This is a genomic window from Paenibacillus naphthalenovorans (assembly GCF_001465255.1).
In the GTDB taxonomy this organism is placed as follows: domain Bacteria; phylum Bacillota; class Bacilli; order Paenibacillales; family NBRC-103111; genus Paenibacillus_G; species Paenibacillus_G naphthalenovorans.
Window position 1 is genome coordinate 3,648,489 of sequence record NZ_CP013652.1, and the last position, 12,582, is coordinate 3,661,070.

At 49.8% G+C, this 12,582-nt stretch carries 11 protein-coding genes; 3 read left to right on the forward strand and 8 right to left on the reverse strand.

Annotation, left to right across the window (positions count from 1 at the left end; genetic code table 11):
• Window positions 1–9 precede the first annotated feature (9 nt).
• The 4 genes from IJ22_RS17915 to IJ22_RS17930 form a co-directional block, all read right to left on the reverse strand.
• A complete protein-coding gene (locus IJ22_RS17915) occupies window positions 10–1,329 on the reverse strand; it encodes an extracellular solute-binding protein (RefSeq protein WP_062409796.1) in 1,320 nt (439 codons plus the stop codon).
• Window positions 1,330–1,476: 147 nt separating this feature from the next.
• Window positions 1,477–2,136: a GntR family transcriptional regulator gene (locus IJ22_RS17920; protein ID WP_062411046.1), complete on the reverse strand. Its 660-nt coding sequence runs from the start codon at window positions 2,134–2,136 to the stop codon at window positions 1,477–1,479.
• A gap of 164 nt (window positions 2,137–2,300) precedes the next feature.
• Window positions 2,301–3,056 carry a response regulator gene (locus IJ22_RS17925; protein ID WP_062409797.1) on the reverse strand — a complete coding sequence of 252 codons (756 nt, stop codon included), beginning with the start codon at window positions 3,054–3,056 and terminating at the stop codon, window positions 2,301–2,303.
• Complete coding sequence (locus IJ22_RS17930; RefSeq protein WP_082660877.1) at window positions 3,049–4,650, reverse strand: ATP-binding protein; 1,602 nt, start codon at window positions 4,648–4,650, stop codon at window positions 3,049–3,051. Before IJ22_RS17930 ends, IJ22_RS17925 begins: the two co-directional genes overlap by 8 nt.
• 88 nt (window positions 4,651–4,738) lie before the next feature.
• Between IJ22_RS17930 and IJ22_RS17935 the strand changes: the two genes are divergently transcribed.
• Together IJ22_RS17935 and IJ22_RS17940 are read left to right on the forward strand one after the other, a co-directional pair.
• Window positions 4,739–5,767, forward strand: a complete 1,029-nt coding sequence (locus tag IJ22_RS17935; protein ID WP_062409798.1) for a DctP family TRAP transporter solute-binding subunit — start codon at window positions 4,739–4,741, stop codon at window positions 5,765–5,767.
• Between the two features lie 111 nt (window positions 5,768–5,878).
• The gene (locus IJ22_RS17940; protein ID WP_054817488.1) at window positions 5,879–7,183 is read left to right on the forward strand and encodes a dicarboxylate/amino acid:cation symporter; all 1,305 of its coding nucleotides are present in this window, start codon (window positions 5,879–5,881) and stop codon (window positions 7,181–7,183) included.
• Window positions 7,184–7,432: 249 nt separating this feature from the next.
• Here the strand turns inward: IJ22_RS17940 and IJ22_RS17945 are convergent, their stop codons facing one another.
• The gene (locus IJ22_RS17945; RefSeq protein ID WP_062409799.1) at window positions 7,433–9,112 is read right to left on the reverse strand and encodes a SulP family inorganic anion transporter; all 1,680 of its coding nucleotides are present in this window, start codon (window positions 9,110–9,112) and stop codon (window positions 7,433–7,435) included.
• Between the two features lie 172 nt (window positions 9,113–9,284).
• Window positions 9,285–9,608, reverse strand: coding sequence for an ArsR/SmtB family transcription factor (locus IJ22_RS17950; protein ID WP_235594164.1), 324 nt, complete (start codon window positions 9,606–9,608; stop codon window positions 9,285–9,287).
• A gap of 204 nt (window positions 9,609–9,812) precedes the next feature.
• Between IJ22_RS17950 and IJ22_RS17955 the strand changes: the two genes are divergently transcribed.
• A complete protein-coding gene (locus IJ22_RS17955; RefSeq protein ID WP_054817483.1) occupies window positions 9,813–10,325 on the forward strand; it encodes a Crp/Fnr family transcriptional regulator in 513 nt (170 codons plus the stop codon).
• A 12-nt stretch (window positions 10,326–10,337) separates the two neighbouring features.
• Here IJ22_RS17955 and hmpA read toward each other — a convergent pair whose 3' ends face one another.
• Both hmpA and IJ22_RS17965 read right to left on the reverse strand, forming a co-directional pair.
• Window positions 10,338–11,585 (reverse strand): NO-inducible flavohemoprotein, encoded by a 1,248-nt coding sequence (gene hmpA / locus IJ22_RS17960; protein WP_062411048.1) that lies wholly within the window; start codon window positions 11,583–11,585, stop codon window positions 10,338–10,340.
• Window positions 11,586–11,762: 177 nt separating this feature from the next.
• On the reverse strand, window positions 11,763–12,578 hold the full coding sequence (locus IJ22_RS17965; RefSeq protein WP_062409800.1) for a carbohydrate ABC transporter permease: 816 nt from the start codon (window positions 12,576–12,578) through the stop codon (window positions 11,763–11,765).
• Window positions 12,579–12,582: the final 4 nt, after the last annotated feature.

Here is a 12,582-nt window from a genome sequence, read left to right on the forward strand (position 1 = left end):
TGTCATTGATTATGGAGCCAGATGTCCGTATTGTTTCAAGATGTCATTCGTTTCCTTGGCAGCCTCGGCCAACAACGCTCTGATTTTGTCCGGATTGTCCACTAAGCTGGCATCGGTAAATATTTTATTGGCAAGCCTGTCTGCAAACTTGGTCATAATTTCATCAAACTCCGGCAGTGGCGGATACGTTTCCAATTCACGTTTTTCAAAGAAGCTCTTGTATTGAGGGACTTCCTTGAACAGGCTCTCCAAATCCAAATCCTCCCTTGCGGGCTGCCAGCCGGTCATGCGCATCAGCTCCACTTGATTTTCAGGCTTCATCATAAAGCGAATGAAGTCCCAAGCGGCCGCCGCAACATTGCCTTCCGCCGACTTGCTGACATGGAAGTTAAAAGGAACAACCAAAGTCGCCTTCGGCATGGGGGCCGTATCATACTGCAGATTTGGAGCTTTCTTCTGAATATCGCCGACCACCCAGGACTCCCGTGAGAAGAAGGCCGCCGCTTCCATTTCAAAAGCTTCTGCATCGTGCTTCAATGTCGGATCATCGGTTTTATATTTGTGAACCATGTCCACATACATTTGAACCGTCTTCAAACCCGCATCGTTGTCATAATTCGCTTTATATTGCCCGTCGCTTATTTTCTTCACGACGCTGCCGCCGTTTTGCATGAGCAAAACCCAGAATTTCTCGGCAACGCCGCTGCCGCCGCCGCTCAAGCGGAGAGATTGTCCGGCTCGAATCAGCTTTCCGGACGCGTCTCGTTTTGCTGTTTTTTGCGCATACTCCAAATATTGATCCATCGTGGTCGGAGGACCGCTAAGACCCGCTTCTTCAAACATTTTTTTGTTATAGAATAAAACGGCTTTCGATATATGAAGCGGAATGCCGTATACATTGCCGTTATAATTTGCGGTCTCCGAAATGATCTTAGGGAAGCTGCTCTCCGTGTTGACCAATTTGGCCAGATCTTCCGGGGCCTTATGCAGCATATCGCCTTCAATATATCGCAAAGCCACGACAGGATTGATCGTTACAATTTCCGCAGCGCTTTGGGAAGGCAGGGCCGCTGCAATTTTCTTTTCAAAGTCACGCAGAGGAAACGATGAAATCGTCACGTTTACATTGGGCTTCTCTTTTTTATATTCTTCAGCCATTTTCTTATACCAGGGATCGATTTCCGGATGGCCTCCCCAAAGATTCAATTCAACCGGGTCCGTAGAAGCGCTGCCGGGTGAAGCTGGCGCCTCTTCGTTACTTGAACATCCTGCAAGCAGCGTTGTTGCTGTAAGAACAGCAAGCGGAATGGAAATGAGTGCTTTCTTCATGTTTTTGACCTCCTAATGATCATATGATTTAAAGCGTTTACAAAAAGAACCTTCATCCGTTGCCCCTTATCACCACCTTATGTTAATTCAGAATATGTATCCGCTTTCAAATCCGATCCGCTCCTTGTTTGCAAGGAAGCGCTTTATCTATTTGAAAAAGGCGGGATATTTCATTTTCAACGCATCCCGATCGTGAATAACCAGATTCAGATGCTGCCGTATGATGGTTTCAGCCCGATCGGACTGCCGTTCTTTGATCACTTGTACGATCTCTTGATGCTGCATCAGAATGTCGGTCCAATTGTAATCCGTAGCCAATCTCAGCATACGAATCCGGTCCAGGTCCATCTTCATGGATTGAATCGTCTGCCATGAGCGCTTTTTATTGCAGCCTTCAAAGATCGTTTGATGGAATTGCTCGTCCAGTTCAAACAATTTGGTATAGTCGTGCTCCTGAGTGCAAAGCTCCTGCATTCTCAGATTTTTTTCAAGCTCAAAGAGATATTCCTTTGGAAAATGGTCACAAGCCAAAAGAATGACGGCTTTTTCTACCTGCTCGCGCATAAATCTGGCTTCTTCCACCCGTTCCAGATCAATCAAAGAAACAACGGTACCTTTTTGTGGATATATTTCCAGCAGGCCCTCTTGAGCCAAGCGAAGAAAAGCTTCCCTTATCGGGGTTCGGCTCACTGTGAATTTTTCAGAAATCTCATTCTCCGAAATGTTGGTTCCGGGTTCCAACTGCATGTTTAAAATGTTTTCTCTTAGTAATTGATACACATGATCCCGGGTAGATCTGGCCATCATCTTTCTTCCCCATTCCAATCTGGATCAACTCCTCCCACACTAGTATACAACCACACTACCATTCTTGTATATAAGTTTTTTAAAAAAATCAACAAAAAAACGATCGTAAGCAAGGTTGTTTTTCAACCGTTCCCGCGATCGTCCTATCTATTTCGTTATCGCACTTATTTTTGGTCGTTTTGATCATGCAGCAATTCATATCTATTGACGGGACGGCCTATCGTGCCGTAATGTACCTCGAGACGCACGATCCCGCGTTTCTCAAGAAATTCCAGGTATCGTCTTGCCGTCACGCGGGAGATGCCTACTCCTGCAGCCGTTTCCTCCGCGGACAGGCGGCCGCCCTGATGCTCCATGACGCTGAGCACCTGTTTAAGCGTCGCCGCATTAAGCCCTTTAGGCAGATCGTCAGACGAAATTTGCCAATAATCCACCGGCGTTTTCTTCATTTCCGCTTCACCTGCGGATTCGCCGCTAATCAGAATGTTATCCAACTGATCCTGGGTTACCGATGCTCCGGGCTTAAGCGTCATGTGCCGTTCACGGTACCGCTCCAACGTCTTGTGAACCCGTTCGATCTTGAACGGTTTAATGATATAATCAAACGCGCCGTTGCGCATCATCGAACGCACGGTCTCGGCATCTTTGGCAGCCGTCACGACGATCACGTCGACAGGCATCGTTGCAGAGCGGATGCGCTGCAGGGTGGCAATTCCGTCAAGCGAGGGCATGAAGATGTCAAGAAAGACCAGATCCGGCTTCAACTGCTCAATCAGCTTCAGTCCCTCTAAACCGTTGGTTGCCATGCCTACAACATGAAAACCTTCCACCTGCTCCACAAACTGGCGGTTCACTTCCTGGACCATAGGATCATCCTCAATCAACAGCACCCGAAAATACGGCTTCTCTGTGTTATTCATCACGTGTACCTGTCCCGCCTTTCATCGGAAATATGATTTCCATCGTTGTGCCCAAACCGACCGACGATTCACATGTTAACTTGCCGTTGCCTTTGGTTACAATATCGTTCAGCAAATACAGGCCCATCCCCCGATTCTCCCCCTCCTTGGTGGAAAAACCGCGTTCTAGCATGCGGTCAATCGTCTCTTGCGACATGCCGCACCCGTTGTCTTCGACCGCGATGGACAGCAGTTCCTCATTCTGCTCAATGCTGACATATACTTCTTTATGCTCGGCTTCCACATCGGCAAGGGCATCGAAGGCATTTTCGATCAGGTTACCGAGCAGCAGTACGAAGTCATGGCGGTCAAGAAGCTCCGGAAAGCGTTTCAATCTGCTGTTCGGGTTAATGCGGAGCTCAATGCCAAGCTCCTTGCCGCGGCTGATCTTGCCCAGAAGCAGTCCGGCCACGCCGTCATCGTCAAAATGCTGCTGCAGAAACCGCGTAATCTCTTCCTGCTGATCTGCGATTTCGAACAGGTAATTGAGCGCCTCCTGCTGTTTTCCAAGCTGAATCAATCCCGCCGCGGTGTGTATCTTGTTCATATGCTCATGATTTTGCGCCCGTAGAGCATGGACAAATTCACGTACGCCGGTCAATTCCTCGGCCATCCTCGTCACTTCCGTCCGATCCTGGAAGATCCCGATGGCTCCGACCGTATCCCCCGCCTCGCGGATCGGAATCAGGTTGCTCCACAGGATCGTCCCTCCGAATTTCAGTTCCTTGCCCAGCGCCGGCTGTCCCGAATCGAGCACTTCCATCAGCCGGGTTTCCGGAATGACATCGCCGATGGCCCGTCCCGTCGCATCATGTTTTATGCCGAAAATTTGTTTGGCGCGTTCATTGAATATCGTAATGACTCCGCTCCGGTCGATGGCAATAATCCCCTCCTGCATCGCCTGGAACGCCGCCGTACGTTCTCTGAACATTCTGGCGATTTCCTGGGGCTCCAGATTAAACATCTGCCGCTTGATATGGCGGGCCAGCAGTACGGAGCCGAAGATGCCGAACAGAAGCGATATCAGGGAAGTAACGGCGAGCGGACGTTTTTCCTCGCGGATCAGCTCATCTATACCCGGGAGCAGGCCGCCCGCCACGACCACCCCGACCTGCTCATGCGCGGCGTTCATGACCGGTACAAAAGCCCGAAGGCCGACGCCCGCTTCGTTTCGCACCTTTGAGACATACGTGTGCTCGGCGAATGCCGTCTCGTTCTCTTCTGCGGCGAACGTTCCGCCGATGCGCTCCGATAACGGATGGGACAATCGTCTCCGGTTCATGTCAAGCACGCTGATATAGGAGACACGATTTAAAATCCGGATCTTGTCCGCAACCGGAGCAATATGAGCCGCGGCATCGGGATCATCGATGGTTTCGATGACATTCGGCAGATTGGCAACGGTTTGCGCCGTTATCGTAAGCCGGTTTCTCAGTTCATCCTCCTTGAGCCGGGTAAGGCTGCCGATCAGTACAATGCCGCCAATCAGGAGGGAGAAAAGGACCAATCCGAACGAAAGAAGCATGATTTTCCAATAGATGCGCAGCCGGTTCACCGTTTCCCCTTCCTTTCGTGCGGTTTATTTTTCTACCTTATTGTGAAATAATAGGGCTGAAATAGCAATAACCCGGAGGTGAGTTCATATCAAAACGGTTGCGGGAATCGGCATCTTTCTTGTGCTTGGCTTGCTTGCCGCATATGTCATCGGTTTTCAACCTGATATCAAAGGCGAACTGCCTTACGATGAGGAGTTTACCGGCCTCAAAGACCGGATTATCATCAAATTCAGCCACGTCGTCGCCGAGAATACGCCCAAAGGACTCGCCGCGGCTCATTTTGCCCAGCTCGTCAAAGAGAAGTCGCAGGACCGTGTCGAAGTCCAGGTGTTCCCGAACGGCATGCTGTACACGGAAGACACCGAAATCGCCGCCCTGCAGCATGACGACGTTCAAATGATCGCTCCCTCATTTTCTAATATGAACAAAATCGATCCCATGTGGCTTGTCATGGATCTCCCGTTCCTTTTTCAGAATCAGGAGGAAGTCGACCGATCCCTTCAAGGAGCTTTGGGTCAGCGCCTGCTCGCGACGCTGGAGGCTAAAGGTTTGAAAGGAGCCGCCTTCTGGCATAACGGCTTCCGGCAGGTCACCAATAACGTCCGTCCGCTGCGGACGCCTGAAGACTTTCAAGGCCTGAAATTCCGGATTCAGCCAAGCACGGTGTTGGAGCGGCAGTTTAAAGCGCTGAACGCATCGACGATCAGCACGCCTTTTAATGAACTTTACCGGACGCTGGAGACTGGCAGAGCGGATGGGCAGGAGAATACCATCTCCAATATTCTAAGCAAACGGCTGTACCAGGTTCAGCGTTTTATGACGATAAGCAACCACGGTTATCTTGGCTATGTCGTCACATTCAACAAGCGGTTTTGGGAGAATCTCCCTCCCGACGTACAGCAGCTTCTCCAGGAAGCGTTAAGGGAAACGTCGGATTGGAACAACCGTGAATCGTTATTGCACCAGAATCAGCTGCAATCCCTTCTTCAAAATCAGTCTCTGCAAATCATCACGCTCTCCGATGAGGAAAAGGCCCTCTGGAAAAAACGCTTTGAGCCGTTATACGAGGAATTCACCGTCATCATCGGGAAAAACTTGATGAATGAGATCCGTTGACCAAAAGATACTAAACAAACAATATGACCGTATTATTGTTTTGATCCGCTTTCTTTAATACACTTGGGACACGAAAAAACGTTTTCAAAAAAGTGAAAGTGAGGCTGTCCCATGAAATTCCGGATCAATTTGAGAAACTTAACCGTTCAAGTCGTTATTGCCATCATACTAGGCATCCTCCTTGGACATTTCTTTCCCGCAACGGGCGAAAAATTGAAAGTCCTTGGAGATGTCTTTATCAAGTTAATCAAAATGGTTATTGCGCCTATCGTGTTCTTTACCGTTGTGCACGGGATCGCAAACATGGGCGATATGAAAAAAGTTGGCCGCATCGGCGGGAAAGCGCTTTTATATTTCGAAATCGTTACCACGATCGCGCTGGCGATCGGTCTTGTGGTTGTCAACTTGGTTAAACCGGGTGCAGGGATCGACGCTTCCAAAGCAACCGGAGACATTTCCAAGTACACGGAGAAAGCGGCGGAACAATCCAATCACGGCTTTGTCGACTTTCTTGTAGGCATCGTACCCGATAATGTCGTCGCCGCCATGGCCGGCGGAGATCTGCTGCCGATTCTGTTCTTTGCGATCCTGTTCGGTTTGTCTTTGACCGCTATGGGCGACAAGGCCAAGCCGGTCATTGATCTGTTCGATAAGCTTTCGCACGCCTTTTTCGGTGTCGTAAACATGGTCATGAAAGTGTCTCCGATTGCCGCCTTCGGCGCCATGTCGTATACGATCGGCAAATTCGGGATTGAGTCCCTTACTTCTTTAGGAAAGCTGATGGGTTCGGTTTATATTACGATGGCTTTGTTTATCATTGTCGTTCTCGGAATGATCACCAAAGCATACGGCTTCAGCATATTTAAATTTATCGCTTACATTAAAGAGGAAATCATGCTGGTGTTGGGCACTTCTTCCTCCGAGTCGGCACTGCCGCGCATGATGGATAAGCTCGAAAAATACGGCTGTTCCAAGTCGGTCGTCGGTTTGGTCGTCCCTACCGGCTACTCGTTCAATCTGGACGGCACGGCCATCTACCTGTCGATGGCCGCCATGTTTGTCGCCCAGGCATCCGGGGTGGAAATGACCATCTGGCAGCAGCTTACGCTGCTTGGCATACTGATGGTAACCTCAAAAGGCGCGGCGGGCGTCACTGGTTCGGGATTCATCACGCTTGCCGCCACTTTGGCCGCCTTTCCTTCCATCCCTCTGGCGGGTATGGCTCTGCTCCTCGGCGTCGACCGGTTCATGTCGGAAGCGCGCGCCATTACGAATCTGATCGGCAACGGCGTAGCCACCGTCATCGTCGCCAAATCGGAAAACGAATTTCATCCTGGCGGGCAGCTTGAATCCGCAGCAGGACAAACGGCGGAAGAAACTCAACCGATCAAAAACAGTGTTCCCAAATCGGTCTAACCTTATAAAGAACATTCATCCTTAATTGAAAAAGGGCCGTTCCAATAGTCATGAAAATGACGGAGGGACGACCCTGTTCTTCATGGCGCTCTTAACAAGATGGGTACATAAAATCGGGGCCGACTCAACCGCAGTCGTTTTAACTGCAGTTGGTCGGCCCATTTTCGGTGCAGCCGGCCTTCCGGATCGTTCTCAGGCGCCGGCCGGATGTACCGGTTCGCAGCACCATGGACATGCCGTCAGGCGAAATTATTTCATCGCTGTGCTTTCGGCATAGCGGATTCTCGCCGGTCTTTTTATAGCAAATTCGATCGCCTCGCTCGTATGACCGAATACGTGATCACGACCTACACGTTGGAGCAGCCCTGTCCTTTCCAGAATGGATAAGGGCTGCTGCCCTATTTCCGATAACAGCACCACACCGCCCGATTTCACCACATGCCCGATCAGCCGGTCCAGATGGGCCGCCCCTGTCGTATCGATATACGGAACCTTCCCCATCTGAAGCAGCAGTATCTTTGACTTATGATGCAGATTGCCGAGAATACTCTCTTCCAAAGGAAGAGCTGTCCCGAAAAAAAGAGGCCCTTCAATCGTATAAATGTTCATATGGTGCAATTCCCGGCTGTCGGCGTCCATAAGCGCTTTCACCTTCACTTGCTTGGCCGAATGGTTCGACGGCATTTCGTAAACGGTATTCAAGTCACTCATTCGCTTGACAAACCATAATACGGATAAAATTAAACCTATCCCTACTGCGATGGTCAGCGTTGTAAATACGGTTAATAAAAATGTGACCAAGAGAATGATGGAATCATTGGTTTTCGTCTTTAGGATACGTACGAATTCTTTGCGCTCGCTCATATTCCAGGCGACCATCATTAAAATCGGAGCCATGCTTGCAAGCGGAATAAGGGATGCGTACGGTGCCAGTAGAAGCAGCACCAATAGTACAATAAAGCCGTGAATAATACCCGACATGGGGGAAACGGCGCCATTTTTAATATTGGTTGCCGTCCGTGCAATGGCCCCGGTAGCCGGTATGCCTCCGAATAACGGAGTCACCATATTGGCAATGCCTTGACCGATTAATTCCCGGTTGCTGTTGTGACGGGTTCCTGTCATTTCATCGGCAACCAGCGCGGACAAAAGCGATTCAACTCCGCCTAACATGGCAATAATACAAGCCGGGATCAGCATCATTTCGATTTTCTCCCAGGTCAGAGACGGCCATTGGAAGTGCGGCAGGGTGTTTGGAATAGGCCCGAAGGTCGAAGCGATCGTAGCCACTTCCCCGTTAAACAACAAAGTAGCAACCACACTGGAAACGATAAGCCCTATTAATGCCCCCGGAATTTTAGGCGTAAACCGGGAACACAATAAAAGAATCACCAAACAAATACACGCCGTCAGAATGCTGTAGCCGTTAAACGTCGGTAGGTGGATGGCGATTTCTTTCATATTGGAAAAGAAATCTTCATGTTTGGCGATATCGCGCAAGCCCAAAAAATTGGCGATCTGGCCGCTGAATATGATAATGGCGATGCCGGCGGTAAAGCCAATCGTGACAGGCTTCGGAATAAACCGGATCAGAGTCCCTAATCTAAATATTCCCATCAGGACGAGAAGTATCCCGGCCAAAAATCCGGCAATCAGCAGGTTTTCATATCCATACTGCAATACGATGGCAAGCAGGACCGGAATAAATGCGCCGGTCGGCCCGCCGATTTGAAATTTAGAGCCCCCCAGTAAGGAAATTAAAATTCCGGCTACGATGGTTGTGTAAATCCCATACTCCGGCTTGACGCCGGATGCAATGGCAAAAGCCATTCCAAGCGGAATGGCAATAACCCCCACAATCAGTCCGGAAACCAGATCTTTGCGAAAAGCAATCATGGTATAACCTTTAAATCTGCCAGTGGGTTTCATTCGGACTAACCTTCTTTTCTTTAAATATTTGATTATTTGAATATATAAAGGATGATACGTCCCTGTTCCACCTTTGTCAAATGCCAAGAATGATCATCTCTTTAAAGTACAATCATCAAATCGATTTAAAGCGAAACCACGCTTCATTTCCTGCCCTTTTCCTTGTTCGGAACTAATCTTTACGGATATCTTCCAGCAGCGTAATCGCATCGACCAGGTGATTATCGAAAATTTGTTTGGCCACAGCCAACAGATCCTTAATTAATGGATCGCGTAAAGAATAAATGACGGAAGTCCCCTCTTTTCGGCCATAAACCACATTCTTATTCCGCAGCACGGCCAGCTGCTGCGAAACGGCCGAACCTTCAGAGCCTAATATATTTTGCAGTTCGTTGACATTCTTATCTCCTTCGCTTAACACTTCAAGAATCCGGATTCTCATCGGATGAGCCAACGCTTTGAAAAATTCCGATTTAAATTGTTGAATATTTTGCATAAGACTTCCCCTTTGTCCATTCCAGTATACAAGTATCATAACACAGTTCCAAGGGAAGATGCATTGAAAGGGATTCCTGCTTAACGCGGTCTCCCTTCTCCATTCGTATGTTCTTGCAACCGTCCGGAAAAGTCTATATCTTTAAATAAGTAAAAAACGCCCGTCATAAACCATCGGGCGTTTCCAATAAATGAGGTGTTTGGGATGCTGCTGCATAAGGGTGAGACACTGTTTCGCCAAGGGGAAACCGGCCCCCTCTATCACGTAAAAAGCGGACTGCTCAAAATCGTACGCTTACACGAAAACGGAAATCCGGTTTTAATCAATATCATCGTACCCGGGGAAATCATTCCTCATCATTCCTTGATCAGTCCAATGCCTTATCACGCAACGGCTATTGCACTTACAACAAGCGAAATCGAAACGCTTCCCCCGCAGCAGTGGTACGGCAGCTTGAAACAGGAGCCCGAGAAATGCCTTGAGATCGCCCGGCTCCTGCAGGACAAGCTTCGCATGATGCAGCAAAGAATAGACCAATTGAGCCAAATCGCTCCTGCGGACAAACTGCGAAAGCTGCAGCAATGGTTTGCAACCTATATCGGACCCAAACCTTTGACGGATGTGCTCACACAAGACGAAATCGGCCAACTGATCGGGCTCCGTCGCGAGACGGTCAACAGGCTGCTGCGGGCCCAATCGAATAAAGCCGACGTTTAAATTCAGATCGGGTTAGCCGCCTGCTCCCGCCGGCTCGGCGACATCGTCCAGACTCACCGCCGGTCCGAAAAATTCATAATGCATATCGGCTGCGGGAATACCCCAGGTTTTCAATGCCCGGTATACCGTCTTCATCAACGAAACCGGACCGCAAAAATAGAATTGGGCATCCGTGGTCGGAATCACCGTTTTCATCCACGGCAGGTTCAAGTATCCCTCATGATGGTGCACACGGGCCGTTTTATCGGAATCCGTCGGTCTTGTATAACAGAAGTAAACCGATAAATGAGGAAGCTTGGGCAGCAGCGATTTAACTTCCTCCCTCATGGCATGCATGTTTCCGTTCACAGCCGTGTGTATGAAGATCACCGGACGCTGCGGATCCGTATCTGCCAGTGTATTCAGCATGCTCATCATCGGTGTTATTCCGACTCCGCCGCTGATCAAAACAACCGGACGCGGGTCCTCGCGGTTTAACGTGAAGGCACCGCCGGGAGCCGATAACCGGAGGATATCGCCTTCCTTCACCTGCCGGTGCAAATATACGGACACCTTGCCTGCCGGGCGATCCGGATGCCCCTCTTCGCGTTTGACGGAGATGCGGTAGTACGGTTTCCCGGGAGCATCGGAAAGGCTGTATTGCCGAATTTGAGTATATTCTTCCCCGGGAATTTCCAGCTTGACGCTTACGTATTGCCCTGGTTCAAAACCGGCCAACGGCCCGCCATCCCGGGGAACAAGGTAAAACGACGAGATCACGTCACTCTCTTTCACTTTGCGCTTCACCACAAAGTCCCGATACCCTTCCCAGCCGCCGGCCTGCCGCGCGGACTGCTCATACATGCCGGCTTCCATGCCAATAAAAACATCAGCAATGACTTTATAGGCTTCAGCCCATGCCGCTATAATCTCCTCCGTTGCGGCCTCGCCCAGCACATCCTGGATGGCGACAAGCAAATATTTCCCGACGATCGGGTAATGCTCCGCCTGAATGCCAATGCTGCGGTGCTTATGTGCAATCTGCTTTACAGCGGGGAGAATAGCCGGCAAATGATCGATATGCATGGCCGCGGCGTAGACGGCATTCGCAAGAGCGGTCTGCTGCCGTTCCTGCTTCTGATTCGCATGATTAAAAATATGCAATAGTTCCGGATGATTCAAAAATAACAGCTGATAAAAACGTTTGGTAATGTTCACTCCGTGGATTTCCAATACCGGCACGGTTGACTTGATGATCCGAATCGTTTCTTTGCTTAGCATAACCATTCCCTCCATTGTCACAAGCTGTTTGCTTTCCATGAGCCAAGTATAATAGCTGAAACCGCCCGGCTGTGTGATTGCAATCACAGCAAATCGCAATGATCTGTGACATACCTGGAGAGAGTTTATATGGCAAAGAACCATTCTGGCCATCCTTATTTTCAATAAGTCCTGACGTCAGCCCTTAAGCGAACCCGCGGTAAGTCCTGCAACGAAATAGCGCTGGAGGAACAGAAACAGCAGAACCATCGGCACCGAGGTGACCACAACTCCCGTTAAAAGCATAGGATAATTGGTGACATACTCTCCGCGAAACTGCAGCATGGCCAGCGGCAGCGTCAGCTTTGACTTGCCGTTAATCATCAGCATTGGAATCAATAGGTCATTCCATACCATCACGAACAGGAACGAGGCCGCAGCTGCGATCGAGGGGGCGGACAACGGCAGGGCAAATCGGGTAAACAGCGTCCACTCTCCCGCTCCGTCGATGCTCCCCGCTTCTAGAATTTCCTTGCTGAGCAGCTGCATAAAGCCCGCCAGCATAAAGACCGTCACCGGCAGCAATAAGGCGACGGTGACCAGCACGAGTCCGTACAGCTGATCAGACCAGCCCAGCTTGTGCGCAAGCGAGTAGATCGGCAGCATGTTCACCTGCGAAGGAACGATCAGACCCGCTGCGAACAACGCGAAGATCCCTTTGCCCATTTTGCCTCCGAGGCGAAAAATCGCATAAGCGATCATGCTGCCAAGCAAGAGCTCCAACAGTACGGAACCCAAGGTTACGATGATGCTGTTCAGAAAATAGCTCCAGATCGGCTGCTCCTTGAACATGGACACAAAATTAGTCAACGTGAACGGCTTGGGCCAGTTCAGCGGGTTGGCAAAAAACGTCTGCGGCGACTTGAACGCGGAAATCAATACGACATACAGAGGCAGCGCGATCAGCAGCGCATACAGAAACAGTATCAGTCGGCCAGTCCATTTCATCAGCATGACG